Source organism: Rathayibacter sp. VKM Ac-2759 (assembly GCF_009834225.1).
GTDB lineage: Bacteria > Actinomycetota > Actinomycetes > Actinomycetales > Microbacteriaceae > Rathayibacter.
On record NZ_CP047176.1, the window covers coordinates 1,986,838 to 2,012,546 of the forward strand.

The window sequence follows — 25,709 nt, forward strand, 5'->3', positions numbered from 1 at the left end:
AGTCTGCGATCGTGCCCGAATTCTCAGCGCCGTCCCAGCTCCCGGAGGAGTTCCGGGTCGCGACGGAGTCGATCCGCGCGGTGTCGCCGCGGTCCGAACTCACCGTGTCCGAGATCGCCTCGCCGACCGGCCTCGCGCCCTGGGCGCTCGCGCTCTCGGGAGACGTCTCGCCGCGGACCCACGGCCGCGACTCCGAGCTGGGCACCGGGCGCTTCATCCTCCTCTACGACCCGGAGGAGCCCGAGCAGTGGGGCGGGCCGTTCCGCGTCGTCTGCTTCGCGCAGGCTCCGCTCGAGATCGAGATCGGCACCGACCCCTTCCTCGCGGAGGTCGCCTGGTCCTGGCTGATCGACGCCCTCGACGTCCGGGGTGCGACCTACACGGCGGCGTCCGGCACCGCGACCAAGGTCCTCTCGACCGGGTTCGGCGAGCTCGCGGCCCAGGGCGACGGCGCTCAGATCGAGATCCGCGCCTCCTGGAGCCCCGACGACGCACAGCTCGCCGCACACGTGGAAGGCTGGGGGGAGCTGTTGTGCATGCTGGCGGGCCTCCCGCCGGTGTCGGGCGACGGCGTGACCTCACTCGCCCTCCGACGGAACACTCGTGACTGACTACCGCGTCCTCTCCACTCCCGCCGAGTTCCTCGCTGCGGTCGACTCCCTCGCGGCGGGCCACGGGCCGGTCGCCGTCGACGCCGAGCGGGCGTCCGGCTTCACCTACTCGCAGCGCGCCTACCTGATCCAGATGTACCGGCGGGGCTCGGGCGCGTTCCTCTTCGACCCGCCGGCGATCGGGCGGATGGACGCTCTGCAGGACGCCATCGGCGACGAGGAGTGGGTGCTGCACGCCGCGAGCCAGGACCTGGCGTGCCTGCGCGAGGTCGGACTCGACCCGTCGCGCATCTTCGACACCGAGCTCGCCGCCCGGCTCCTCGGCCTGCCCAAGGTGGGTCTCGGCGCCGTCGTGGAGGACCTGCTGGGCATCCACCTCGCCAAGGAGCACTCGGCCGCCGACTGGTCGACGCGGCCCCTGCCGCAGAGCTGGCTCGTCTACGCCGCGAAGGACGTCGAGCTGCTCGTCGACCTGCGCGACCGGATGGAGGAGATGCTCGTCGAGGCCCGCAAGACCCGCATCGCCCGCGAGGAGTTCGAGGCGACGCTGGCCCGCCGGCCCAAGGTCGTGCCGCCCGACCCGTGGCGCCGCCTCTCCGGGGTGCACTCGCTGCGCGGACTCCGTCCGCTCGCCGTCGCCCGCGAGCTCTGGCTGGAGCGCGACGCCTTCGCTCGTGAGCGCGACATCGCGCCCGGCCGCCTGATCCCCGATGCCTCGATCATCGCGGTGGCGCGCAACATCCCCACCAGCCTCAGCCAGCTCTCGGGCCGGAGGGACTTCACCGGCCGCGCCAGCCGCGGCGAGGTCGAGCGCTGGTGGTCGGCCATCGAGCGCGGCACCACGACCGAGGATCTGCCGAGCGCCGTCCGCCCGGCGGCCGACACGCTGCCTCCGCCGCGGGCCTGGGGCGACCGCAACCCCGCCGCCGACGCGCGCCTGAAGGCCGGTCGGGCGGTGGTGATCGAGATCGCCGAGCTGCTGTCGCTGCCGGTCGAGAACCTCCTCACCCCCGAGCTGCTGCGCCGGCTCGCCTGGAGCCCGCCGGAGCCGCTCGACGCCGCGTCCGTCGCCGCCGAGCTCGAGCGGGCCGGAGCGCGCTCCTGGCAGATCGACGCGACCGCGGCCTCGCTCGCCACCGCGTTTGTCGAAGCGGGCCAAGCCCCGGCGGAGAGCACGGAAACCGGTTCGTAGGAAGCGGCAAAGGATTCCGGCCCGGCGCACGCCCTTCCTACGCTCGACGGCGACCGTGAGTTCCTGGGAGGCATTGTGGCCGAGAGATCCGAAGTCGTTTTCGTCGATGGAGTCCGTACTCCGTTCGGTCGAGCCGGTGAGAAGGGCATGTACTGGCAGACCCGAGCCGACGACCTGGTCGTCAAGGCGATGATCGGTCTGCTCGAGCGCAACGCGTCGCTCCCGAAGGAGCGGGTCGACGAGGTCGCCATCGCCGCGACCACGCAGCAGGGCGATCAGGGCCTCACCCTCGGGCGCACGAGCGCCCTGCTGGCCGGACTCCCCCGCTCCGTCCCGGGCTACGCCATCGACCGGATGTGCGCCGGAGCGATGACCTCCGTCACGACGACCGCCGGCGGCATCGCCTTCGGCGCGTACGACGTCGTCATCGCGGGCGGCGTCGAGCACATGGGCCGGCACCCGATGGGCTTCAACGCCGATCCGAACCCCCGCTTCCTCTCGGAGCGCCTCGTCAGCGAGGACGCCCTGAACATGGGCAAGACGGCGGAGCGGATCCACGACCGCTTCCCCCAGCTCACCAAGGAGCGCTCGGACCGCTACGCGCTGCGCAGCCAGCAGAAGCTGGCGGCCGCCTACGAGGCGGGGAACGTGCAGCCCGACCTGGTGCCCGTCGCGACGCGCAGCGCCTCCGGCTGGGGTCTCGCCACCGCCGACGAGGCTCCGCGACCCGAGACGACCCTCGAGGGTCTCGCGGGCCTCCGCACGCCGTTCCGGCCGCACGGCCGCGTGACGGCGGGCAACTCCTCCGGCCTGAACGACGGTGCCGCCGTCTCGCTGCTCGCGAGCGCCGACGCCGCGAAGGAGCTGGGGCTGCCCGAGAAGATGCGGCTCGTCAGCTTCGCGTTCGCCGGAGTCGAGCCCGAGATCATGGGCATCGGCCCGGTCCCCTCGACCGAGAAGGCGCTGAAGAAGGCGGGCCTCGGCATCGAGGACATCGGCCTGTTCGAGCTGAACGAGGCGTTCGCCGTGCAGGTGCTCTCGTTCCTCGACCACTTCGGCATCGACGACGACGACCCGCGGGTCAACGAGTACGGCGGCGCGATCGCCGTCGGCCATCCGCTCGCCTCCTCGGGGGTGCGCCTGATGATCCAGCTCGCGCGGCAGTTCGAGTCGCACCCCGAGGTGCAGTACGGCCTCACGGCGATGTGCGTCGGACTCGGCCAGGGCGGCACGGTCGTCTGGGAGAACCCGCACTTCGACGGCAAGCGCGCCAAGCGGAAGGGACGCTGATCATGCTCGAAGGATTCGAGAACCTCGTCGATCTCGCCGAGGGCGAGGTCGTCACCCACTCCTACGTGCGCGACGTGCCGCTCCCCAGCGGCCGCGTCCTCGCCCTGATCACCCTCGACAACGACCGCGACCACACCCGCCCCAGCACGTTCGGCCCCGCCGGTCTGTTCGAGCTGGCCGAGGTGCTCACCGCCCAGAAGGCGCGGGCCGCGGCCGGAGAGATCCAGGGCGTCGCCCTCACCGGCAAGCCGTTCATCCTCGCCGCCGGCGCCGATCTGAGCAAGGTCGGCAGCATCCCGAGCCGCGAGCTCGGGCGCCAGCTCGCGCGGCTCGGGCACCGCACCCTCGGCATGCTGAGCGAGCTGGGCGTCCCCTCCTTCGTCTTCATCAACGGACTCGCACTCGGCGGCGGCACCGAGGTCGCGCTGAACGCCGACTACCGGACCGTCGACTCCTCCATCGCCGCACTCGGGCTGCCCGAGGTGTTCCTCGGGATCATCCCCGGCTGGGGCGGGGCGTGGCTCCTGCCGAACCTCATCGGGATCGAGAACGCCCTCAAGGTCGTAGTCGAGAACCCGCTCAAGAACAACAGGACCCTCAAGGGCCAGGACGTCTTCGACCTCGGCATCGCCGACGCGATCTTCCCGCCCGCCGCCTTCCTCGAGGACTCCCTGCGCTGGGCCGACGGCGTGCTCGGCGGCTCGGTGAAGGTCGAGCGCCCGAACGCTCCCGGCAAGCTCGAGCGCCTCGTGAAGTGGGACGTCGCGATCTCGATCGCACGCAAGCAGCTCGAGGCGAGGATCGGCACCGTGGCGGCCTCGCCGTACCGTGCGCTCGACCTGCTGAAGGCCGCGAAGAACACCACCCGCGACGAGGGCTTCGCCGCCGAGGACGAGGCTCTCGCCGATCTCGCGTCGGGGGATCAGTTCCGCGCGAGCATCTACGCGTTCGACCTGGTGCAGAAGCGCACGAAGCGGCCCGCCGGGGCTCCCGACAAGGCGCTGGCCAAGCCGGTCTCGAAGGTCGGAGTCGTCGGAGCGGGTCTGATGGCCACGCAGTTCGCTCTGCTGTTCCTGCGCCGGCTGCAGGTGCCCGTCGTCATCACCGACCTCGATCAGGAGCGGGTCGACAAGGGCGTCGCGACGATCGTCCGCGAGATCGACACGCTGCTGTCGAAGGGGCGGATCTCGGCCGACGAGTCGAACCGGCTCCGCGGTCTGATCACCGGTACGACCGATCGCGCCGACTTCGCCGACGCCGACTGGGTGATCGAGGCGGTCTTCGAGGAGCTGTCGGTCAAGCAGGAGGTCTTCGCCGACATCGAGCGCTACGTCTCCCCCACCGCCGTCCTGGCGACGAACACGTCGTCCCTCTCGGTCGAGCGGATCGGCGAGCGGCTCGCCCATCCCGAGCGCCTCGTCGGGTTCCACTTCTTCAATCCCGTCGCGGTGATGCCGCTGATCGAGGTCGTCCGCACGCCGCACACCGACGACGAGACGCTCTCGACCGCGATGGTGACCGCGTCGAAGCTGAAGAAGAACGCCGTGATCACGCGCGACACTCCGGGCTTCGTCGTCAACCGCGTTCTCGCCAAAGTCCTCGGAGAGGCGATGCACGCCGTCGACACCGGCACCCCGTTCGAGGTCGTCGAGCAGTCGCTGGCGCCGTTCGGCCTGCCGATGACTCCGTTCGAGCTGCTCGAGCTGGTCGGCCTCAAGGTGGGCGCGCACGTGCTCGACACGCACCACGCCGCGTTCCCCGACCGCTTCTTCGACAGCGCGAACCTGCACCGCCTCGCCGAGCTCGGTCACGTCTTCGAGCGCGACGCGAAGGGCCGGGTGAAGGGCGTCGACAAGCGCGCCGTCGCGATCGTCGCGGGCGGGACCGAGCCGATGACGGCGGAGGAGCTGCGCCTGCGCGTCGAGACCGGTCTCGCGGACGAGGTCAAGCGGATGCTGGACGACGACGTCGTGCACGCCGCCGAGGACATCGACCTGTGCCTCATCCTCGGCGCGGGCTACCCGTTCCAGATGGGCGGGCTCACGCCGTACCTCGACCGCGTCGGCGCGAGCGAGCGCGCCTTCGGCGACACCTTCCACCACCCGGTCATCCGCGGCGTCGCCTGACGCGGCGACCGGCCCCGGTGCGGCCTGCGGACGAGACTCCGCAGGCCGCACCGGTGCGTCTGCCGGCTCGTGCTCCGCGCGGAGGCGGCTGAGCTCCTGCCCGCGATCCGTGGGAGCGCGCAGGGCGGCACCGCACGGGGAGTCCGGGGCGGACTTGACGCCGCGCGGGGTCAGTCGCTCCGGGCGTCGTCGTGGGCCGCGACCTCGTCGGGCAGCGGACGAGCCACGGGGATCTTGCTGCCGAGCACCTGCGCCACGACATCGCGCGCGATGTGCTGCGGAGTGAGGCCGACGTCCTCGAGGATCTCCTCGCGCTTCGCGTGGTCGAGGAACTGGTCGGGCAGCCCGAGCTCGGTGACGGCGGTGTCGACTCCGGCCTCGCGCAGATCCTGGCGGATCCGCGTCCCGATGCCGCCGACCCGCACGCCGTCCTCGATCGAGACGACGATTCGGTGGTCGCGTGCGAGCTCGATGATGCTCGCCGGCACCGGCACGACCCAGCGCGGATCGACCACGGTCGCGCCGATCCCCTGCGCCGCCAGGCGGCGGGCGACATCGAGGCCCATCGTCGCCATCGGTCCGACGGTGACGATCAGCACGTCCTGGCGCTCGGCGCGCGACAGCACGTCCACGCCGTCGTCGAGGCGCTCGAGCGCATCGATCTCGTCTCCGACGTTGCCCTTCGAGAAGCGCACCACGGTCGGGGCGTCGGTCACGCCGACCGCTTCCCGCAGCTCCTCGCGCAGGCGCACCGAGTCGCGCGGTGCGGCCAGCCGGATGTTCGGCACCACCTGCAGGATCGCGAGATCCCACATGCCGTGGTGACTCGGCCCGTCGGGGCCCGTGACGCCGGCGCGGTCGAGGACGAACGTGACGCCGGCGCGGTGGAGCGCGACGTCCATCAGGATCTGATCGAAGGCGCGGTTGACGAACGTCGCGTACAGCGCGACGACGGGGTGCAGACCGCCGAAGGCGAGGCCCGCGGCCGAGGTCACCGCGTGCTGCTCGGCGATGCCGACGTCGAAGACGCGGTCGGGGTACTTCTCGGCGAGGCGGTCGAGCCCCACGGGGCGGAGCATCGCCGCGGTGATGCCGACGATCGTCGGATCCTCGTCGGCGAGCGTCACGATCTCGTCGGCGAAGACCGAGGTCCACGAGCGGGCGCCGCCCGCACTCAGCGGCTCGCCGGTCTCGGGGTCGATCTGCCCGACGGCGTGGAACTGATCGGCGAGGTCCTGGACGGCCGGGCCGAAGCCCTTGCCCTTCTGGGTGATCGCGTGGACGATGACCGGCGAGCCGTAGTCCTTGGCCTGCTGGAGCGCCTCCTCCATCGCGGTCACGTCGTGACCGTCGATCGGGCCGAGGTACTTGATGTCCAGGTTGGAGTACAGCGCCTCGTTGTTGATGAAGCGGCTGAGGAACCCGTGCATGCCGCCGCGCATGCCGCGGTAGACGGCGGCGGCGGGCCCGCCGAGGCGCTCCGAGACCGCGCGCGATCCGCGGTGCAGGGTGCGGTAGCTGCGGCGGGTGCGCACTCCGTTGAGGAACCGCGCCATGCCGCCGATGGTCGGGGCGTAGGAGCGGCCGTTGTCGTTCACCACGATGACGAGGCCGCGGGAGTTGTCGTCGCTGATGTTGTTCAGCGCCTCCCAGGTCATGCCGCCGGTCAGGGCGCCGTCGCCCACGACCGCGACGACGTGCCGATCGGTCTGCCCGGTCATCGTGAAGGCGCGCGAGATGCCGTCGGCCCACGAGAGCGAGCTCGAGGCGTGCGAGCTCTCGACGATGTCGTGCGGCGACTCCGAGCGCTGCGGGTAGCCGGCGAGGCCGCCGCGCTGGCGCAGCTTCGAGAAGTCCTGCCGCCCGGTCAGCAGCTTGTGCACGTATGACTGGTGCCCGGTGTCGAAGATGATCGAGTCGCGGGGCGAGTCGAAGACGCGGTGGATCGCGATCGTCGTCTCGACGACGCCCAGGTTCGGCCCGAGGTGGCCGCCGGTCTTCGAGACCTCCCGCACCAGGAAGTCGCGGATCTCCTGCGCCAGTGTCTCGAGCTCGGCCGTGGTCAGGCGATCGAGGTCGCGCGGGCCGCCGATGGTCTCGAGAACAGCCATTCGCGCCGCCTTCCGGGTCGAGTGATGGGGAGTGGAGGTCTCCCGAGTCTACGCACGGAGGCCCCCGGGAACGCGTGTGCGCCTCCCCCTTGCGGGGAGGCGCACACCTTGCTCCGACGCTAGACGAGCGACCGCAGGACGTACTGCAGGATGCCGCCGTTGCGGTAGTAGTCGGCCTCGCCGGGCGTGTCGATGCGCACCACGGCGTCGAACTCGATCGGCTGCTTGCCCTCGGCCGAGTGCGCGGTCGGCACGGCGGTGACGTGCACCGTCTTGGGCGTGACGCCCTCGTTCAGCGCCTCGATGCCCGAGATGCTGATCGACTCGGTGCCGTCGAGACCGAGCGAGGCCCAGGTCTCGCCGGCCGGGAACTGCAGCGGGACGACGCCCATGCCGATCAGGTTCGAGCGGTGGATGCGCTCGAAGCTCTCGACGATGACCGCCTTGACGCCGAGGAGGCTCGTGCCCTTCGCCGCCCAGTCGCGCGAGGACCCGGAGCCGTACTCCTTGCCGCCGAGGATGACCAGCGGAGTGCCCTCGGCCTGGTAGTTCTGCGAGGCGTCGTAGATGAACGACTGCGGCGCATCGGGCTGAGTGAAGTCGCGGGTGTAGCCGCCCTCCACGCCGTCGAGCAGCTGGTTCTTGAGGCGGATGTTCGCGAACGTGCCGCGGATCATCACCTCGTGGTTGCCGCGACGCGAGCCGTAGGAGTTGTAGTCCTTGCGGTCCACGCCGTGCTCGGCGAGGTACTGACCTCCCGGGCTGTCGCCCTTGATCGAGCCCGCCGGGCTGATGTGGTCGGTCGTCACGGAGTCGCCGAGCTTGGCGAGCACGCGGGCGTCCGAGATGTCGGTGACCGGGGTCGTCTCCATCGTCATGCCGTCGAAGTACGGGGGCTTCCGCACGTAGGTCGACTTCGGGTCCCACTCGAAGATGGAGCCTTCGGGGGTCTGCAGTGCGCGCCAGCGCTCGTCGCCGTCGAACACCCCGGCGTACTGGGTGTCGAACATCGACTTGTCGATCGACGAGTCGATCGTGGCCTGCACCTCGGCGGCGTCCGGCCAGATGTCCTTGAGGAACACGTCGTTGCCGTCGCCGTCGGTGCCGAGAGCGTCGACCTCGAAGTCGAAGTTCATCGATCCGGCGAGCGCGTAGGCGATGACCAGCGGCGGGCTCGCCAGGTAGTTCATCTTCACGTCGGGATTGATGCGGCCCTCGAAGTTGCGGTTGCCCGAGAGCACCGCGGTGACGGCGAGGTCGTTGTCCTGCACCGCGGCCGAGATCTCGTCGAGCAGCGGGCCGGAGTTGCCGATGCAGGTGGTGCAGCCGTAGCCGACGGTGTAGAAGCCGAGGGCCTCGAGCGACTCGGTGAGTCCCGCCTTCTCGTAGTAGTCGGTGACGACCTTCGAGCCGGGCGCGAGGGTGGTCTTAACCCACGGCTTGGCCTTCAGGCCCTTCTGCGCCGCGTTGCGGGCGAGCAGGCCTGCCGCGAGCATGACCGAGGGGTTCGACGTGTTGGTGCACGAGGTGATCGCCGCGATGGCGACCGCTCCGTGGTCGATCGTGAAGGTCTCGCCCTTGTCGCCGAGCTCGACCGTGGTCGGCTTCGACGCCGTCGACGGAGCGTGCGAGCGGTGCACGTGCTCGTGCGTGCTGTGCGCGTCCTGCGGCTGGAGCTCGCCCGGGTCCGAGGCGGGGAACGACTCCGAGATCGTCAGGTCGACGATGTCGTGCGAGACGTCGGCGTAGTTGTTGAGGTCGGCCTCGAACTGGGTCTTCGCCGAGGTCAGCTCGATGCGGTCCTGAGGGCGCTTCGGGCCGGCGATCGAGGGGACGACGGTACTGAGGTCGAGCTCGAGGTACTCGCTGAACACGGGCTCGACGTCGGCGTCGTGCCAGAGCTTCTGCAGCTTCGAGTACTGCTCGACGAGGGCGATCTGCTCGTCGCTGCGGCCGGTGAGGCGCAGGTAGTCGAGGGTGACGTCGTCGATGGGGAACATCGCCGCGGTGGAGCCGAACTCGGGGCTCATGTTGCCGATGGTGGCGCGGTTCGCGAGCGGGACCTGGGCGACGCCGGCTCCGTAGAACTCGACGAACTTGCCGACGACTCCGTGCTTGCGGAGCATCTCGGTGATGGTGAGGACGACGTCGGTCGCGGTGACGCCGGCCGGGATCGCTCCCGCGAGCTTGAAGCCCACGACCTTCGGGATGAGCATCGACACGGGCTGGCCGAGCATGGCCGCCTCGGCCTCGATGCCGCCGACGCCCCAGCCCAGCACGCCCAGGCCGTTGACCATCGTGGTGTGCGAGTCGGTGCCGACGCAGGTGTCGGGGTAGGCGCGGAGCGCGCCGCCGACCTCGCGCGTCATCGTGACGCGGGCGAGGTACTCGATGTTGACCTGGTGGACGATGCCGGTTCCCGGCGGGACGACCTTGAAGTCGTCGAACGCGGTCTGGCCCCAGCGCAGGAACTGGTAGCGCTCGCCGTTGCGCTCGTACTCGAGCTCGACGTTGCGCTCGAGGGCGTCCTCGGTCCCGAACAGGTCGGCGATGACGGAGTGGTCGATGACCATCTCGGCCGGTGCGAGCGGGTTGATCTTGTTCGCGTCGCCGCCGAGGGCGGCCACCGCCTCGCGCATGGTCGCGAGGTCGACGATGCACGGCACGCCGGTGAAGTCCTGCATCACGACGCGCGCGGGCGTGAACTGGATCTCGGTGTCGGGCTCCGACTCCGGGACCCACTCGCCGAGGGCGCGGATGTGGTCGGCGGTGATGTTCGCGCCGTCCTCCGTGCGGAGCAGGTTCTCGAGCAGCACCTTCAGGCTGAACGGGAGCTTCTCGTGACCGGGGACCCGGTCGATGCGGAACACCTCGTAGTCGGTCGAACCGACCGTCAGAGTGTCTTTCGATCCAAAGCTGTCTACCGCGGACACGTCGCCCTCTCCTTCGCTGACGTGGCTCCGCCGACGGGCGGACCCACATATCCGTGTCCATCTTGGCGACCGCGCACAGCGGGCTGCCACCAAGGAGGACCTAACACCGAGACGTCGTCGCACCGGCGGATCCGCGCCGGACGGACCGGGGCGGGCGGGCGCTATTTATCTCGACGTCGAGACAATTCTACGCACGTTCCGCGTCGGCCCCGGCATCGGGCCCCTCTGCGGCGGCGCGGTACTCGGCGCGGACGGCGAGCACCGTCAGCACCAGGAGCGGTGCGTAGAGGGGCAGTCCGAGGATGAGCTTCCAGGTGCCGAGCGCCGTCGTGTCCTCCGCGAGGAAGAGCGGGTACTGCACCGCCAGGCGCAGGAGGAAGAGTCCGGCCCAGGCGAGGGTCAGCACCGAGAAGAGGCGGCGCTTGCGCCGGTCGTCGCGCCAGGCGGTGCCGTCCCCCATCAGGTACCCCGCCGCGACGCCGATGAGCGGCCAGCGCACGAGGACCGAGACGAGGAACACGAGCCCGTAGGCGAGGTTGGTGATGAGCCCCGGCACGAAGTTGTCGACGGCGCGTCCGGTCAGCAGGGCCAGCGCCGCGGAGACCACGACCCCGAGCAGCCCCCCGACGGCCTGGATCACCGGGGTGCGCCCGAGGATCCGCGCCACCGTGAACAGCACGGCCATGCCGACGGAGGCGACCAGCGAGAGGACGAGCTCCCCCGTGACGGTGAAGAGGAGGACGAAGGCGACACCGGGCACGACGGCCTCGAGGATGCCGCGCACACCGCCCATGGTGCGCAGCAGCGCGCGGCCGTCGAACGGCTCGCCGTCCGCGAGGGCGCCCAGACCCGATCGCTTCGCCGCCTGGGTGATCGCGTCCGCCACCTCCGGGCGGCTCTCCCCCGGCTCCTGCTCGTCCGGGCGGCGCGGCTCCATGCCGGTCAGCTCGCGCTCTGCTGGGTCTGGCCGCCGGTCGGGACCTTGAGCGGGATGAGGTCGCGAGGCGGCATCGGCCCCGTGCCCCGGACGACGACGACGCTCCGGAAGAGCTCCTCCACCGAGGCGGCGGCCTGCTCGTCGACCGCTCCGGCTCCGGCGATCACACCGCGGAGGAACCAGCGGGGGCCGTCGACTCCGACGAAGCGCGCGACGCGGGTCTGACCGCCCGCGATCGGCAGCTCGGCCACCAGCTCGGGGCCGAAGGCGCCCTCGCGCTCGGTGGTGGTGCCGCCCTGCTTGGCGATCTGATCCGCGATCTGTCCGCGGATCTCGTGCCACAGACCGGACGAGCGGGGAGCCGCGAAGGGCTGCACCTGCAGGGTCGAACCGGCGTAGTCGAGACCGACGGCGATGACGCGCTTGGTCCCCTCCTCGACCTCGAGGCGGATGTGCATGCCCTCCCGCGGGAGGACCTTCACGCCGCCGAGGTCGATGTAGGGGCGCACCGGGTTGGCCTCGCGCTCGTCGAGGGGGCCGGCCTCGGCGCGGTCGGCGGGCGCCGACTTCTCGAAGTCCTGCTCGACGAGCTCGGCGGCCGCGTCGACGGGCTGGATGTCGCTCATGCGTTCTCCTTGGGGGTTCGGGCCGTCTCGGGATCGACGGCGTACCCGGTCGAGCCGAATCCGCCCGTTCCCCGGACGGAGTCGGGCAGCTCGTCGACGGCGACGAAGCGGGCGCGGACGACCGGCACGACGACGAGCTGGGCGATCCTGTCGCCCGCGGTGATGCGGTAGCTCTCGCGGGTGTCGGTGTTCAGCAGCGCGACGCGGATCTCGCCGCGGTAGCCGGCGTCGATGGTGCCCGGCGCGTTCACGATCGTCAGGCCGTGCTTGAAGGCGAGACCGCTGCGCGGCACGACGAAGCCGACGTGGCCGTCGGGCAGGGCGATGGCGACTCCGGTGCCCACGCTCGCGCGCTCGCCGGGAGCGAGGACGACGTCCTCGGTGGAGCGGAGGTCGGCACCGGCGTCACCCGGGTGCGCGTACGAGGGCAGCGACTCCGCCCGGATCGGGACGTCGACGGATTGATTCACGTGACGAGGCTAGACCAGTTGTCTGATGCAATAGGGACATGGAACCGCCCTACCGAGAGAGGCTGTGGCCCGCGCCCTGGCTCTTCGTCTCCACAGCCCTCGTCATCCCCGCCAGCATCCTGGTGTTCGCGCCGATCGACTTCGTCGTCGGCGTTCTCGTGGCGGCCGTCCTCTACGCCGGATGCGTGGTCTCGCTGCTGACGCTGTCGCCCACGATCGAGGTCGTCGACGGCGAGCTGCGGGCGGGGCGGGCCCACATCCCGCTCGAGCTGGTCGGCGAGCCGACGGCGCACACCGGCGATCGGGCTTTCGCGCAGCGCGGCCCGAAGCTCGACGCCCGGGCCTTCCTGGTGATCCGCGGCTGGATCAAGGACGTGGTGCGGGTCCCCATCGAGGACCCGGCCGACCCGACTCCGTACTGGCTGCTGTCGAGTCGTCGCCCCAACGACATCGTCGCCGCGATCCAGGGATCACGGCGACGGAGCGGTCGTTCGTCGGAGCGAGGAGAGGCCTAGGCGGCGCACTCCAGGCAGATCGGTCCGAGCTTCTCCTCGTGGTCGATCTGCGAGCGGTGCTTCACGAGGAAGCAGCTCACGCACGTGAACTCGTCCGCCTGGGGCGGGAGCACCACGACATCCAGATCGAGGTCGGAGAGATCGGCGCCGGGCAGTTCGAACCCGCCCGGGTTGTCGGCATCATCGACGTCGACGCTTCCGGACATCTTGTCGGGGACTCGCTCCTTCAGGGCCTCGATCGACTCGGAGTCGTCATCGGTCTTGCGGGGGGCGTCGTAGTCCGTAGCCATTCCCATTCCACTTCTTATTCAGCTGTTCAATAAATCGGCGGGGTCAGTGTGCATCAAGACGTATCGATTCGCAAACCGCATCGAAGCGCTCTTGACAGGCTCCTCGGGGCCGCCTCGGCAAGGGTCGGCGCGCCTGCCCCGAAGGGTGAGCGGCGCCGTCCATCCGCCCCAACTTCCGACCCGCCCGGGGTATTCCCGGGCATCGGGCACCAGGCGTGTCATCCTTGCGGCGATCGCGTCCAGAAGGAGGTCCCGCACGATGATGGAACTGAAGGTGATCGGCGTCGAGAGCGGATCGCTCGTCCTCGTCTCCGACGGCGGCGAACGGTTCTCGGTGCGGATCGACGAGACGCTGCAGAGCCAGCTCCGCCCCCGCGTCCACTCCCTGCCGCCGCGCGAGAAGCGCGTCTCGCCTCGCGAGATCCAGGCCCACATCCGCGCAGGACTCTCGGCCGACGAGGTCGCCGAGCTGACCGGCGCGTCCCTCGACTACGTCGAGCGCTTCGAGGGTCCCGTCACGGCCGAGCGCGAGCACATCGTCGCGTCCGCGCTCTCGGTCCGCGTCTACACGAGCGCCGACCCCGATCCCCTCGAGGAGGGCACGCCCTTCGGCGACGTCATCCGCGAGCGCCTCGCGGCACTCGGGGCCGACGGTGAGCAGTGGTCGAGCTGGAAGGAGGAGGAGGGCTGGGTCGTCAAGCTCCTCTTCCGCTCCGACGAGATCGATCACGACGCCCGCTGGCGCTTCGACCCCAAGAAGGCCGTCCTCTCGCCGATCACTCCCGAGGCGACCACCCTGTCCCAGCAGGGCGAGATCCGTCCCACCCTCATCCCGAGGCTGCGCGCGGTCATCCCCGCCGCGGTCGACGAGCTGGCGACCCGCTTCGACACCGACTCGTTCGCGAAGCCGGCACCGGAGGCGCAGCGCGCCGAGCAGCCCGCCGCCCGGCCGTCCGTCGTCCGGCAGCACGCCCGCCCGGCCGCGACCCGCCCGTCCGACACGGAGCCGCAGCCGGCCCTCTCGGACGCTCCGCGCCCGGTCTCGACGCTGCCGCGTCCCGTCTCGAGCACGACCGAGCAGCGCGAGCGCAACCTCAACGACACCGCCGATCTCCTCGACGCCCTCCGTCGTCGCCGGGGCGAGCGCGACCACGCCTCGTCGATCCGCGTCCGCGAGGAGCCGAAGCAGGAGGAGCCCGTCGCCGAGCGGGCTCCCGAGCCCGAGCGGCCCGCCGCACCGGCGAACGACCACCCGGCGGCCGGGCTCCGCTCCTCCTCCCTCCGCAAGGGACGAGCGGCGATGCCGAGCTGGGACGAGATCGTCTTCGGAGCCCGCAGCGACGACTGAGCGGTGGCTCAGACTCCCGAGAGGGCTCCGAAGCCGATCAGGGGCACCTGGATCTCCTCGGGAGTGAGCGAGCCGTGCTGGCCGATCATGGACCGTCCGGAGGAGTCGGCGGCGTCGTAGTACGCGATCGCCTTCCGCGCGGCGACGAAGACGTCCCCCATCCGCTCGGCCGCGGCCTCGCCCACGTCTCCGAACCAGCCGCTCGCGGCGATCTGGGCGCGGGTGGCGATCCACGCCCGCGCGCCCTCCGCCTCGGTCCAGCGCGCCGCGACGGCGTCGACGTCGGCACCCTCTTCGAGGTGCAGCTGCAGGCAGCGGGGCTCGCCCGCCAGATGCCGCACGCCCTCGAGGAGCGGCCCTCGCTCGACCAGCACGTGCGAGGAGGCGGGGACGTCGAGCACACCGTGGTCGGCCGTGACCAGCGCGGCCTCGCGACCGGAGAGGCCGCGGGTGAACGACGAGATCTCACCATCGACCGACTCGAGCGCTGCCGTCCACTCCGGCGACTCCCAGCCGCGGGCGTGGGCCGTCATGTCGAGCTCGGGGACGTAGAGGTACACGAGCTGCCGTCCGCCCTCGTCGAGCAGGGCGCGGGCGGACGCGAACCGCTCCGCGACGCTCTGGGCCGGGCGGTAGTCCGCGCCGCGCAGGATGGCTCGGGTGAGACCCGACTGGGCGTAGCGCGAGGGCCCGACGACGCTCGCGCGCACTCCCTCGTCGCGGGCCCGCTCGAACACCGTCGGGTGCGGCTGCCACTGCTCGGGGAGCATGCGGTCGTCCCACCCCGACAGCTGGTTGACGAGCCGGTCGGAGGCGCGGTCGAGGACGCGGTAGCCGACCATCCCGTGCTCCCCCGGCCGGAGCCCCGTGGTGAGGCTGGCCAGAGCCGACGCGGTGGTCGTCGGGAAGCCGGAGGCGAGGGTGCTCGCCTTCGTCAGCGCGGGGGCGAGCGTGCGGGCGTGGCCGGCGCGCTGGCGCAGGCTCGAGGCTCCGAGCCCGTCGACGAGGACGACGACGATCCGCTCGATGCGGGAGGCGCCGAAGAGGCCGGGGCGACCGAGGACGGCGTCGAGGGCCGCGGGCAGGACGTCGGCGAGGCTCCGCCGCCCGGCGGGGGCGACCGGTAGCATGTGGGTCATCGCGCCCAGTTTCGCACGGCGTCCCCGCCAGCGGGGTGCGCCTCGCGGGCCGAGCGGTCCGGGATCGGCGCCGACCATCCCCGCCCGGCTCGTGGCGCGGTCCGTCCATCGCACCGGCGCGGCCCACCCGCGAACGCCCCGGCACCGCGCGCCGGGAGACTCCGTCGCCCCGCGCCCGCCACCGAAGTGAGTCATGAACGCTGCAGCCCCCTCCTCCGGATCCTCCCTCACCGAGCGCATCGAGGACGTCGACGTCTCGTCCGAGATGGAGGGCTCGTTCCTCGAGTACGCCTACTCCGTCATCTACTCCCGCGCGCTGCCCGACGCCCGCGACGGCCTCAAGCCCGTGCAGCGCCGGATCCTCTACATGATGAGCGAGATGGGCCTGCGCCCCGACCACGGCCACGTGAAGTCGGCCCGCGTCGTCGGCGAGGTGATGGGCAAGCTGCACCCGCACGGCGACGCCTCCATCTACGACTCCCTGGTGCGGCTCGCGCAGCCCTTCACCCTCCGGGTGCCGCTCGTCGACGGGCACGGCAACTTCGGCTCGCTCGACGACGGACCGGCCGCCGCGCGCTACACCGAGGCGCGTCTCGCACCGGCGGCGCTGGCGATGACGGAGCATCTCGGCGAGGACGTCGTCGACTTCATCCCGAACTACGACAACCAGTTCACGCAGCCCGAGGTGCTCCCGGCCGCGTTCCCGAACCTCCTCGTCAACGGAGCGAGCGGCATCGCGGTCGGCATGGCCACCAACATGGCGCCGCACAACCTGGTCGAGGTGATCGGCGCGGCCCGGCACCTGATCGCGCACCCCGACGCCTCCCTCGACGACCTGATGTCGTTCGTGCCCGGCCCCGACTTCCCGAGCGGAGGCACGATCGTCGGCCTCGCCGGGGTCCGCGACGCCTACGCGACCGGTCGCGGCAGCTTCAAGACCCGCGCCCGGGTCTCGGTCGAGAGCATCACGGCCCGCAAGTCCGGACTCGTGGTCACCGAGCTCCCCTATCTCGTCGGCACCGAGAAGGTGATCGACAAGATCAAGGACGGCGTCCAGAACAAGAAGCTGAGCGGCATCTCGGACGTCACCGATCTCACGGACCGCGACAACGGACTCCGCCTGGTGATCGGCATCAAGACCGGCTTCAGCCCGGAGGCGGTGCTCGAGCAGCTCTACCGCTACACGCCCCTCGAGGACACCTTCGCGATCAACAACGTCGCGCTCGTCGACGGCGGACCACGCACCCTCGGGCTCAAGGAGCTGCTGCAGGTCTACGTGGGGCACCGCGTGCAGGTCGTGACGCGCCGGTCCCGCTACCGCCTCCGCAAGCGCCAGGAGCGCCTGCACCTCGTGGAGGGCCTGCTGATCGCGATCCTCGACATCGACGAGGTCATCCAGCTGATCCGCGGGAGCGACGACACGGCGTCCGCGCGCGCCCGGTTGATCGAGGTGTTCGACCTGAGCGTCGTCCAGGCCGACTACATCCTCGAGCTGCAGCTGCGCCGCCTGACGAAGTTCTCCCGGATCGAGCTCGAGGCCGAGCGCGACACCCTCCTCGCCGAGATCGCCGAGCTCGAGGCGCTGCTCGCGAGCCGAGCCCGGATCGACGCGCTGGTCTCGGACGAGCTCGACGACGTCGCGCAGCGTCTGGGCACCCCGCGGCGGACCCTCCTCACCGAGGCCCGGCCCTCGATCGCGACCACCGGCCGCAAGGCCGCCGCCGCGGTCCTCGAGATCGCCGACGTCCCGAGCCGGGTCCACCTCAGCACGACCGGGCGCATGGTCCGGGTCGACCGCGATCCGGAGGCGGCGCCGCACCCCGAGCGCGCCACCCGCCGGAGCAAGCACGACGCCGTGCTCAGCATGATCGACACCACGACGCGGACCGAGATCGGCGCCGTCACGACGGCGGGCCGGCTGCTGCGGTTCTCCCCCGTCGACGTGCCCTCGGTGCCGTCGACCTCGGTGCAGCTCGGCGCCGGCGTCCGGATGGCCGACTACCTCCCCGGTCTCGCGAAGGACGAGCGGGTGCTCGCCCTCGTGGCGTTCGACGACCCGCGGCCGATCGCCCTCGGCACTCTGCAGGGTGTCGTGAAGCGGGTGTCCCTCTCCGATCTGCCGGTGAAGCCGGACCTCGAGCTGATCGCGCTGCGCCCGAAGGACGCGGTCGTCGGAGCCGCACTCGCGGGCGATGAGGACGAGCTGGTCTTCGTCACCGGCGAGGCGCAGCTCCTGCGCTTCTCCGCCTCCTCCGTGCGCCCGCAGGGACGGACCGCGGCGGGGATGGCGGGCGTGAAGCTCGGCGAGACCGACGAGGTCGTCCACTTCGCCGTGGTGACCGAGGACGAGCGCGAGGAGGCGGTCGTCGCGACCGTCGCCGTCGACAGCTGGGCGCTCACGGGCACGGACACCGGCAGCGCCAAGGTGTCCGCCTTCTCCGAGTTCCCGGCGAAGGGGCGCGCCACCGGCGGCGTCCGGGCGCAGCGGTTCCTCAAGGGCGAGACGGCTCTCGGAGTCGCGTGGGTCGGCCCCGCGCCGGCGCACGCTCTCGAGGCCGACGGCTCGGTCGCCGCCCTGCCCGAGTCGGGCATGAAGCGCGACGCCTCCGGAGTGCCGCTCGCGGCGCCGATCGCGAGCATCGGAGCCGCTCCCGAGCTGATCTGACCCGTCGGCCGTGCGGGCGGCGGGTCAGACGTCGATGCGGTCCCGCGACAGGGTCTCGGAGCCGCGGACGATGAACTCCTTGCGCGGCGCGACGTCGTTGCCCATCAGGAGCTCGAACACGCGGCCGGCGTTCTCGGCGTCGGCGACCCTGACCCGCCGGAGCGTCCGACGCGAGCGGTCCATCGTCGTGGTCGCGAGCTGGTCCGCATCCATCTCGCCGAGGCCCTTGTAGCGCTGGATCGGGTCCTGGTACCGGCGCCCCGCCTTGGCGAGCGCGGCCAGCACGCTCTGGAGCTCCTTCTCGGAGTAGGTGTAGATCGTCTCGTTCGGCTTCTTGCCCGCGTTCATCACGACGACGCGGTGCAGCGGCGGCACGGCGGCGAAGACCCGTCCGGCCTCGACCAGCGGCCGCATGTAGCGGAAGAAGAGGGTCAGGAGGAGGGTGCGGATGTGCGCACCGTCGACATCGGCGTCGCTCATCAGGATGATCTTGCCGTAGCGCGCCGCCGCGAGGTCGAACGAGCGGCCGGACCCCGCTCCGATGACCTGGATCATCGACGCGCACTCGGCGTTCGAGAGCATGTCGGCGATGCTCGCCTTCTGCACGTTCAGGATCTTGCCGCGGATGGGCAGCAGCGCCTGGTACTCGCTGTTCCGAGCGCTCTTGGCCGTGCCGAGGGCGGAGTCGCCCTCGACGATGAAGAGCTCGCTGTTCTCCACGTCGTTGCTGCGGCAGTCGACGAGCTTCGCGGGCAGGGAGGAGGACTCGAGCGCGTTCTTGCGCCGCTGGGTCTCCTTGTGGGCGCGGGCCGAGATCCTCGACTTCATCTCGGTGACGAGCTTCTCGAGCAGCTGCGACATCTGCGCCTTGTCCTCGCGCTTCGTCGAGGAGAAGATCGCGCCGAGCGTCGAGGTGATCGTCTGCGCGACGATCGCGCGCACGGCCGGTGTGCCGAGCACCTCCTTCGTCTGCCCCTCGAACTGCGGCTCGGGGAGGCGCACCGTCAGCACGGCGGTGAGACCGGCGAGGACGTCGTCCTTCTCGAGCTTGTCGGAGCCGACCTTCAGGCGCCGGGCGTTGGCCTCGACCTGCGAGCGCAGCAGCTTGAGCAGTCCCTGCTCGAAGCCGTTCTGGTGCGTGCCTCCCTTGGGCGTCGAGATGATGTTCACGAAGCTGCGCACGACCGTCTCGTACCCGGTGCCCCAGCGCAGGGCGATGTCGACCTCGCAGGAGCGCTCCACCTCTGTCGGCACCATCGCGCCGCCGGGCGTGAGGACGGGGACGGTCTCGGTGAAGGAGCCCGTCCCGGTGAGCCGCAGGACGTCGGTGACCGCCGCGTCCGGAGCGAGGAACTCGACGAACTCCGAGATCCCGCCGTCGTAGCGGAACATCTCGGCGCGGCGCTCGGCCTCGCGGTCGTCGACGATGTCGATCGTGAGCCCGGGGACGAGGAACGCGGTCTGGCGGGCGCGGGTGACGAGATCGTCGGTCTGGAACGCCGCGCCCCGGGTGAAGATCTGGCGGTCGGCCCAGTACCGCACGCGCGTTCCGGTGACGCCCTTCTTCACCTTGCCGACGATGTCGAGCTCGGAGCCGTTCTCGAAGGGAGTGAACGGCGCATCCGGAGTCGGCTCGCCCGTGTCGGCGAAGCGGCCGGGCTCTCCGCGGTGGAACGACATCCGGTAGGTGCGGCCGTCCCGGTCGACCTCGACGTCGAGCCGCTCGGACAGGGCGTTGACCACGGACGCGCCGACGCCGTGCAGTCCGCCCGAGGCGGCGTACGAGCCCGAGCCGAACTTGCCGCCGGCGTGCAGCTTGGTGAAGACGACCTCGACGCCCGTGAGCCCGGTCTTCGGCTCGATGTCGACGGGGATGCCTCGCGCACGGTCCCGGACCTCGACGCTGTCGTCGGAGTGCAGGACGACGCTGATCTCGGAGCCGTGCCCGGCCAGGGCCTCGTCGACGGAGTTGTCGATGACCTCCCACAGGCAGTGCATCAGACCGCGGGAGTCGGTCGAGCCGATGTACATGCCCGGGCGCTTCCGGACCGCCTCGAGACCCTCGAGAACGGAGAGGTGCCGAGCGGAGTAATCGGAAGAGGCCATTCCTCCAGTTTACTTTCGGACGGCCTCTCCCCTGTCGCGACGCGGCAGCGCGCACGACGTCCAGTTCCGCGGGGTACCTACGCGCACAGCGAAATGCCGCGGGATCGTCTCTACGTGGAAACATTCGCGTGCTTTGATGGTTCCACTAAGCAGAGATCGAAGACCGAGTGCAGGAGGCCAAGTCATGTCGACCACAGCAACCCAGAACGGCGTGGACGAACTCGCTGGCGCCCACCAGCTCTCCGCCGCCGACCGCTGCGACAGCTGCGGCGCGCAGGCGTACATCCGAGTCGTCGTGAACAGCGGAGAGCTCCTCTTCTGCTCGCACCACGGCAAGAAGTACCAGGAGAAGCTCTCGAGCATCGCGCAGAGCTGGCACGACGAGTCCGCGCGGCTCTTCGAGGAGCAGCGCCCCTGAGCCACGACGAACGAACGGTGCGGCGCTGACGCGTCCTACCGAACGACACCGAGCCGCTTCGCGATCACTTCGCGGGCGGCTCGTGCCGTTTCATCGGCGGCACGGAGGCGGGCGTCGGTCGTCGTGTAGACGAGTGAGCGGCGCCCGGAGATCCGAGTGAGGATCGCGTCGGCGAGGACCGGGTTCTTAGCCAGGACGGGGCCGTGCAGGTGCGTGCCGAGCAGGCCGCCGTCGCGGTAGCCCTCGACTCCGCCCCCGTCGCCCACGCCGTGCAGCACCGTGCCGAGCACGTGCGCCGGGTCGATTCCTTCGACGCGCCGGACGTGGTTCTCGAAGCCGACCAGCGTGTCGGCACCGGAGGACACGACGAGGTCGTCGGTCACCCGCTCCCCCGCGACGGAGCGCCCGGGGAAGACGCCGACGCCGGCCACGACCCCCGTCGGCGTGGTGAACGACTCGGTGAGGAGCTGCCAGCCGGCGCCGACCGCCACGATCTCGGTCCCATCGGTGACCCAGCCCCTCAGAGCTGAGGCGTTCTCGAGCAGCAGGCCGAGCACGTCGGGAAGGTCCTGGTCGGCCCCGGTGCCCGCCACCACGACGTCCGGTCGGATCGCGAAGCCCTCCGCCGTGCGGAGCGGGACGAGTTCGGCGTCCAGCCCCGACCATCGGGCACGGGCCACGAGGACGCGGGCGTTGGCCGCGTCGCCGTTGCTGTCGAGGACCTCCGGCGCCAGAACGCCGATGCGGAGAGCGGTCACGAGTCCTCCTCGCGGTTGGAGGCCAGCTGCAGGTGCGCACGGGTCCGGCGCATCGAGTCGGCCGAGAAGACGATCGTCTTGCGACCGGTGGACGGCGCGGGGAGGGCGAGGAACGCATCGAGCGCGCGGCCGAGATCCTCGTCCACGGAGTCGATCGCGACTCCGTCGTAGCGCAGCTGCAGCGCGGCCTCGTGCGCCTTCGACCCCGAGACGATGCGGACGCGGCCGAGTCGCGACGTGTCGACGGGCCAGAAGTAGGACGGGTCGCGGACGTCGGAGCCGATCGCGAGCATCACCTGCTCGGTGCCCTCCGGGATCTCCGCGAGATTCAAGCGGTAGCTCGCCGGGTTCTGCACCAGCACGAACTCCACCTCCTGCCCGCGCACGGTGACGACCTCCCCGCGTCCGAAGACCGGGTCGATCGACGAGAGGGCGGCGGAGGCGGTGCCGGCGTCGAAACGCTCGCCGAGCACAGCGCGCGCCGCCGAGACCGCTGCGGCCGCATCGACGGCGTAGTGGACGCCACGGGCCGGCAGGCGCAGTCGGAGCGAGGTGCCGTCGGTGACGATCGTCGCGGCCGCGCCGGAGGTGCTCTCGACGACGGTGGTGGCGCGGTCCGCACCGGAGTCCGCGACGGACGCGTAGCCGAGCCCGCCCGCGGCGCCGTCCTTGACGGCCGAGGAGACGCCGTACCAGCGCACGGAGTCGGCGGGGAGCGCGGACGCGATGTCGGCGACGTGCCGGTCGTCGGCGTTCAGGACGACCGGTCCGGTGGCCCTCGTCGCGATGGCGGCGAGCATCCGCGCGACCATGGCGGGGTCGAAGAAGCGGTCGATCTGGTCGACGACGACGTTCGTCAGCAACACGACGCGCGGGCTCATCCGCGGCGCCAGGCGGGCTCCGTGGCCCTCGTCCATCTCCAGGACGGCGATGTCGGCGTCGATGCGACCGCGCAGGTCCGCGCGCTCGAGGAGTGCCGAGGTCAGGCCCTGCGCGATGTTCGCGGTCGAGGGGTTCGTGAAGACGCTCAGGCCGTGGGCGCGCAGCACCGCGACGAGCATCTTCGTCGTCGTCGACTTGCCGGCGGAACCGGTGACGACGACGAGCCCCTCGGGGAAGCCGTCGAGGACGGCGGGGAGGAATCCCGGCGCGATGCGGTTCACCACCAGGCCGGGGACGGCGGATCCGCCGCCCGGCTTCCTCACTCGCGCCGCGAAGCGGGCGGCCCTCCCCAGGAGGACCGCCGGCGCGTAGCGGATCACCGGCCTACTCGAGGTAGTCGCGGAGCGACTGCGAGCGCGAGGGGTGGCGGAGCTTGGCCATCGTCTTCGACTCGATCTGACGGATCCGCTCGCGCGTGACGCCGAACGTGTCGCCGATCTGGTCGAGCGTCTTCGGCATGCCGTCGCCGAGGCCGAAGCGCATGCGGATCACGCCCGCCTCGCGCTCCGAGAGAGAGTCGAGGAGCGACTCGAGCTGCTTCTGCAGCATCGTGAAGCCCACCGCGTCGGCGGGCACGACGGCCTCGGTGTCCTCGATGAGGTCGCCGAACTCGCTGTCGCCGTCCTCGCCCAGGGGGGTGTGCAGCGAGATCGGCTCGCGACCGTACTTCTGCACCTCGATGACCTTCTCGGGGGTCATGTCGAGCTCGCGCGACAGCTCCTCCGGGGTGGGCTCGCGCCCCAGGTCCTGGAGCATCTGGCGCTGCACGCGGGCGAGCTTGTTGATGACCTCGACCATGTGCACCGGGATGCGGATGGTGCGCGCCTGGTCTGCCATCGCGCGGGTGATCGCCTGGCGGATCCACCAGGTCGCGTAGGTCGAGAACTTGAAGCCCTTGGTGTAGTCGAACTTCTCGACGGCCCGGATGAGACCGAGGTTGCCCTCCTGGATGAGGTCCAGGAACTGCATCCCGCGGCCCGTGTAGCGCTTCGCGAGGCTCACGACGAGGCGGAGGTTGGCGCCGAGCAGGTGGCTCTTGGCGCGCTGTCCGTCCTTGGCGACCCAGCGCAGCTCGCGGACGAGCTCCGGGCTGAGGTCGCTCGAGTTCGCGAGCTTGTCCTCGGCGAAGAGGCCCGCCTCGATGCGCATCGCGAGCTCGACCTCCTCGGCCGCGTTCAGGAGCGCGACCTTGCCGATCTGCTTGAGGTAGTCCTTGACGGGGTCGGCGGTCGCTCCGGTGATCGCGGTCGAGTAGACCGGGACCTCGTCGTCGTCGCCGCCGAACGACAGCACCAGGGCACCGCTCGGGAGGGGCTCCGCGGGGGCGGCGACGACCGCGACCGGGCTGTCGGGGGTCTCGGAGTCGTCCTTGGCGTCGGCCTCGGGCTCGTCGACGACCGTCTCGGTCTCGTCGTCGTCCGGGGCGTCCGCCTCGTCGGGCTCGGGAGCGTCGGCGGTCTCCTCGTCGACGGCGGGTGCAGCCGTCTTCGCGGAGGCGCGGGCGCGCGGGGTCTTCGCAGCGGCGGGCTTGCGCGCGGCCGGCTTCTTGGTCGTCGTCGTCGCGTCGTCGTCGACGGCGTCGAGGGTGGCTGTCTTGGTAGTCCTGGTGGCCATAGCGGCACCTCTCCATCCGTTGCGTCCCGGTAGCGGACGGCGCCGGGAGAGCGTCGTCCGTCGGTGGGCATTACGAGGACCCATGTCAAGTCGGGGACGTCGCACGCCGGATGCCGACGTGGTGCTCCTCGACCCGAACGGGTCCTATTGACAATTATTGCACGCCTGGGTAGTGCGATCGTGCCGCTCGGCAGTTCGGCGAGCGCGGATCCGCCGATCCGCCCGTCAGGACGCCGATCCGAACGGGACATCGTGTGTCGAGACGGTCCCGATGCGGCGGTCAGCGTCCCGAGCGTCCACGACGGAGCCGGTCACTCAGTGCAACCCAGAGAGGGGCCACCATTATTCCCTCGTCCTCCGCGAGACGACGGCGGGTCCGGCGCCGCGCACTGACGAGTCCGACGACTCCGGCGCCGACGACGACGTACTGCACGCACCAGGCGAGCCGGAAGTGCTCCATCGAGTAGAGGTCGGCGGAGTCCGCTCCGGGGCCGGCGAGGGCGTCGAGCACGAGGCCCATCAGGAACATCATCGTGAAGCTGGCGAGGAACCCGCCGACGTTCACGACGCCGTTCGCGGCACCGAGACTGCGCTTCGGGTTGAAGGTGCGGGCGAAGTCGAAGCCGATCATCGAGCCGGGACCGCCCGCGCCGATGACGATCAGCAGGAGGACGATCAGCCAGTACGGCGGGACGCCCGGCCAGAGCAGGACGACGGTCCAGGCCACGGCCATGGTCGAGACGATGGCGATGACGAGGTTGCTCCGGCGCATCGGGTGCCGCGCGGTCAGGACGCCGAGCACCGGTCCGACGACGATGCCGGCGACAACGACGATCGTCAGGGTCGGCGCGGCCGTGCCCGGCGGGAGGCCGATCGCGTAGACGAGGAACGGGTAGCCCCAGAGCAGCGTGAAGACGGTGCCCGAGGACTGCGTCACGAAGTGCGACCAGAAGCCGAGCTGCGTCCCCGGCCGGCGGAGGCTGACGGCGAGCTGCGCGACGGTCGCCCGCAGCGTCGGCGGCACCAGGACGATCGGCTCCGTGCGCGGCGGGACGTCGCTGACGAACAGGATCACCCCGAGGATCGCGACGGCGCCCAGACCCGCAGCCGAGAGGAAGGCCGGGGTCCAGCCGGCGGAGTGCAGGAGGGCCGCGAAGGGCAGCGCCGAGAGGATCTGCCCGATCTGGCCGATGTTGCCGATCCACTGCGAGAGCTGCGGGACGAGCGGCCCGCTGAACCAGGTGACGGTGAGACGGATGACCGACGTGAAGATCGCCGCGTCCCCCGCCCCGACGAGGATGCGGCCGCCGATCGCGACGCCGATCGAGGGAGCGATCGCGAGCACGATCTGCCCGGCCATCATCAGCGCCGTCCCGCTCACGATCAGCGTCTTCGGCCCGAAGCGGTCGATCAGGATCCCGACGGGGATCTGCATCGCCGCGTAGACGATCAGCTGGACGACGGCCAGCGAGGACAGGACGGCGGCCGCCACTCCGAACCGGGCAGCGGCATCGACTCCCGCGACACCGAGCGTCGTGCGGTCCAGGACCGCGACCAGGTACGCGAACGCGCCGGCACCGAAGACGAACCAGGCTCGAGAAGATCGCACTCGTGGGAG

20 protein-coding genes are annotated in these 25,709 nt (G+C 71.0%); 8 read left to right on the forward strand and 12 right to left on the reverse strand.

Annotated features, from left to right (window positions below; all coding sequences use genetic code 11):
- The first annotated feature begins 11 nt into the window (after nucleotides 1-11).
- The 4 genes from GSU68_RS09125 to GSU68_RS09140 all read left to right on the forward strand — a co-directional run bounded on the left by GSU68_RS09125 (nucleotide 12) and on the right by GSU68_RS09140 (nucleotide 5,219).
- Complete coding sequence (locus GSU68_RS09125) at nucleotides 12-611, forward strand: DUF3000 domain-containing protein (protein WP_159907464.1); 600 nt, start codon at nucleotides 12-14, stop codon at nucleotides 609-611.
- Nucleotides 604-1,803 carry a ribonuclease D gene (locus tag GSU68_RS09130; protein ID WP_159907466.1) on the forward strand — a complete coding sequence of 400 codons (1,200 nt, stop codon included), beginning with the start codon at nucleotides 604-606 and terminating at the stop codon, nucleotides 1,801-1,803. Before GSU68_RS09125 ends, GSU68_RS09130 begins: the two co-directional genes overlap by 8 nt.
- A gap of 75 nt (nucleotides 1,804-1,878) precedes the next feature.
- Nucleotides 1,879-3,093, forward strand: a complete 1,215-nt coding sequence (locus GSU68_RS09135) for a thiolase family protein (RefSeq protein ID WP_159907468.1) — start codon at nucleotides 1,879-1,881, stop codon at nucleotides 3,091-3,093.
- 2 nt (nucleotides 3,094-3,095) lie between these two features.
- Nucleotides 3,096-5,219 (forward strand): 3-hydroxyacyl-CoA dehydrogenase NAD-binding domain-containing protein, encoded by a 2,124-nt coding sequence (locus GSU68_RS09140; protein WP_159907470.1) that lies wholly within the window; start codon nucleotides 3,096-3,098, stop codon nucleotides 5,217-5,219.
- Between the two features lie 170 nt (nucleotides 5,220-5,389).
- On the opposite strand, the gene dxs is transcribed toward GSU68_RS09140, so the two are convergent.
- From dxs to dut, 5 genes are all read right to left on the reverse strand, one after another.
- Nucleotides 5,390-7,330 carry a 1-deoxy-D-xylulose-5-phosphate synthase gene (gene dxs, locus GSU68_RS09145; protein WP_159907472.1) on the reverse strand — a complete coding sequence of 647 codons (1,941 nt, stop codon included), beginning with the start codon at nucleotides 7,328-7,330 and terminating at the stop codon, nucleotides 5,390-5,392.
- Between the two features lie 119 nt (nucleotides 7,331-7,449).
- Nucleotides 7,450-10,263, reverse strand: coding sequence for an aconitate hydratase AcnA (acnA, locus tag GSU68_RS09150; protein ID WP_159907474.1), 2,814 nt, complete (start codon nucleotides 10,261-10,263; stop codon nucleotides 7,450-7,452).
- Between the two features lie 187 nt (nucleotides 10,264-10,450).
- The gene (locus tag GSU68_RS09155) at nucleotides 10,451-11,200 is read right to left on the reverse strand and encodes a DUF3159 domain-containing protein (RefSeq protein WP_159907476.1); all 750 of its coding nucleotides are present in this window, start codon (nucleotides 11,198-11,200) and stop codon (nucleotides 10,451-10,453) included.
- Between the two features lie 5 nt (nucleotides 11,201-11,205).
- Nucleotides 11,206-11,826, reverse strand: a complete 621-nt coding sequence (locus GSU68_RS09160) for a DUF3710 domain-containing protein (protein ID WP_159907479.1) — start codon at nucleotides 11,824-11,826, stop codon at nucleotides 11,206-11,208.
- A complete protein-coding gene (gene dut / locus GSU68_RS09165; protein WP_159907482.1) occupies nucleotides 11,823-12,296 on the reverse strand; it encodes a dUTP diphosphatase in 474 nt (157 codons plus the stop codon). Before dut ends, GSU68_RS09160 begins: the two co-directional genes overlap by 4 nt.
- A gap of 38 nt (nucleotides 12,297-12,334) precedes the next feature.
- Between dut and GSU68_RS09170 the strand changes: the two genes are divergently transcribed.
- The gene (locus GSU68_RS09170) at nucleotides 12,335-12,811 is read left to right on the forward strand and encodes a DUF3093 domain-containing protein (RefSeq protein ID WP_159907484.1); all 477 of its coding nucleotides are present in this window, start codon (nucleotides 12,335-12,337) and stop codon (nucleotides 12,809-12,811) included.
- Here GSU68_RS09170 and GSU68_RS09175 read toward each other — a convergent pair.
- Complete coding sequence (locus tag GSU68_RS09175; protein WP_056043739.1) at nucleotides 12,808-13,101, reverse strand: DUF4193 domain-containing protein; 294 nt, start codon at nucleotides 13,099-13,101, stop codon at nucleotides 12,808-12,810. The two genes, GSU68_RS09170 and GSU68_RS09175, sit on opposite strands and share 4 nt — an antisense overlap.
- Before the next feature lie 259 nt (nucleotides 13,102-13,360).
- On the opposite strand from GSU68_RS09175, the gene sepH reads away from it, so the two are divergent.
- On the forward strand, nucleotides 13,361-14,449 hold the full coding sequence (gene sepH, locus GSU68_RS09180) for a septation protein SepH (protein WP_159907487.1): 1,089 nt from the start codon (nucleotides 13,361-13,363) through the stop codon (nucleotides 14,447-14,449).
- Nucleotides 14,450-14,457: 8 nt separating this feature from the next.
- Here sepH and GSU68_RS09185 read toward each other — a convergent pair whose 3' ends face one another.
- Nucleotides 14,458-15,588, reverse strand: a complete 1,131-nt coding sequence (locus GSU68_RS09185) for a nucleotide pyrophosphatase/phosphodiesterase family protein (protein WP_244259225.1) — start codon at nucleotides 15,586-15,588, stop codon at nucleotides 14,458-14,460.
- 193 nt (nucleotides 15,589-15,781) lie between these two features.
- Here GSU68_RS09185 and GSU68_RS09190 point away from each other — a divergent pair, with 193 nt between their 5' ends.
- Nucleotides 15,782-18,253, forward strand: a complete 2,472-nt coding sequence (locus tag GSU68_RS09190; protein ID WP_159907490.1) for a DNA topoisomerase (ATP-hydrolyzing) — start codon at nucleotides 15,782-15,784, stop codon at nucleotides 18,251-18,253.
- A 24-nt stretch (nucleotides 18,254-18,277) separates the two neighbouring features.
- Here the strand turns inward: GSU68_RS09190 and GSU68_RS09195 are convergent, their stop codons facing one another.
- Entirely contained in the window at nucleotides 18,278-20,359 is a 2,082-nt protein-coding gene (locus tag GSU68_RS09195) for a DNA topoisomerase IV subunit B (RefSeq protein WP_159907493.1), read from the reverse strand.
- Nucleotides 20,360-20,543: 184 nt separating this feature from the next.
- Here GSU68_RS09195 and GSU68_RS09200 point away from each other — a divergent pair, with 184 nt between their 5' ends.
- A complete protein-coding gene (locus GSU68_RS09200; protein ID WP_056043754.1) occupies nucleotides 20,544-20,777 on the forward strand; it encodes a hypothetical protein in 234 nt (77 codons plus the stop codon).
- Nucleotides 20,778-20,812: 35 nt separating this feature from the next.
- Here GSU68_RS09200 and GSU68_RS09205 read toward each other — a convergent pair whose 3' ends face one another.
- The 4 genes from GSU68_RS09205 to GSU68_RS09220 all read right to left on the reverse strand — a co-directional run bounded on the left by GSU68_RS09205 (nucleotide 20,813) and on the right by GSU68_RS09220 (nucleotide 25,700).
- Nucleotides 20,813-21,535, reverse strand: a complete 723-nt coding sequence (locus GSU68_RS09205) for a cobyric acid synthase (protein WP_159907496.1) — start codon at nucleotides 21,533-21,535, stop codon at nucleotides 20,813-20,815.
- Nucleotides 21,532-22,797 carry a MurT ligase domain-containing protein gene (locus tag GSU68_RS09210; RefSeq protein WP_159907499.1) on the reverse strand — a complete coding sequence of 422 codons (1,266 nt, stop codon included), beginning with the start codon at nucleotides 22,795-22,797 and terminating at the stop codon, nucleotides 21,532-21,534. The genes GSU68_RS09205 and GSU68_RS09210 overlap by 4 nt, the downstream gene beginning before the upstream one ends.
- Before the next feature lie 4 nt (nucleotides 22,798-22,801).
- Nucleotides 22,802-24,091, reverse strand: a complete 1,290-nt coding sequence (locus GSU68_RS09215) for an RNA polymerase sigma factor (protein WP_159907502.1) — start codon at nucleotides 24,089-24,091, stop codon at nucleotides 22,802-22,804.
- Nucleotides 24,092-24,371: 280 nt separating this feature from the next.
- Complete coding sequence (locus GSU68_RS09220) at nucleotides 24,372-25,700, reverse strand: MFS transporter (RefSeq protein WP_159907504.1); 1,329 nt, start codon at nucleotides 25,698-25,700, stop codon at nucleotides 24,372-24,374.
- Nucleotides 25,701-25,709: the final 9 nt, after the last annotated feature.

Excerpts from the sequence above, each read along its gene's own strand:
- GSU68_RS09170 (WP_159907484.1), top strand. The coding sequence starts at position 12,335 with ATGGAACCGCCCTACCGAGAGAGGCTGTGGCCCGCGCCCTGGCTCTTC.
- GSU68_RS09190 (WP_159907490.1), top strand. The coding sequence starts at position 15,782 with ATGAACGCTGCAGCCCCCTCCTCCGGATCCTCCCTCACCGAGCGCATC.
- GSU68_RS09215 (WP_159907502.1), bottom strand. The coding sequence starts at position 24,091 with ATGGCCACCAGGACTACCAAGACAGCCACCCTCGACGCCGTCGACGAC.
- GSU68_RS09200 (WP_056043754.1), top strand. The coding sequence starts at position 20,544 with ATGTCGACCACAGCAACCCAGAACGGCGTGGACGAACTCGCTGGCGCC.
- dxs (WP_159907472.1), bottom strand. The coding sequence starts at position 7,330 with ATGGCTGTTCTCGAGACCATCGGCGGCCCGCGCGACCTCGATCGCCTG.
- GSU68_RS09160 (WP_159907479.1), bottom strand. The coding sequence starts at position 11,826 with ATGAGCGACATCCAGCCCGTCGACGCGGCCGCCGAGCTCGTCGAGCAG.
- GSU68_RS09195 (WP_159907493.1), bottom strand. The coding sequence starts at position 20,359 with ATGGCCTCTTCCGATTACTCCGCTCGGCACCTCTCCGTTCTCGAGGGT.
- GSU68_RS09175 (WP_056043739.1), bottom strand. The coding sequence starts at position 13,101 with ATGGCTACGGACTACGACGCCCCCCGCAAGACCGATGACGACTCCGAG.
- GSU68_RS09140 (WP_159907470.1), top strand. The coding sequence starts at position 3,096 with ATGCTCGAAGGATTCGAGAACCTCGTCGATCTCGCCGAGGGCGAGGTC.
- sepH (WP_159907487.1), top strand. The coding sequence starts at position 13,361 with ATGATGGAACTGAAGGTGATCGGCGTCGAGAGCGGATCGCTCGTCCTC.
- GSU68_RS09155 (WP_159907476.1), bottom strand. The coding sequence starts at position 11,200 with ATGGAGCCGCGCCGCCCGGACGAGCAGGAGCCGGGGGAGAGCCGCCCG.
- GSU68_RS09185 (WP_244259225.1), bottom strand. The coding sequence starts at position 15,588 with ATGACCCACATGCTACCGGTCGCCCCCGCCGGGCGGCGGAGCCTCGCC.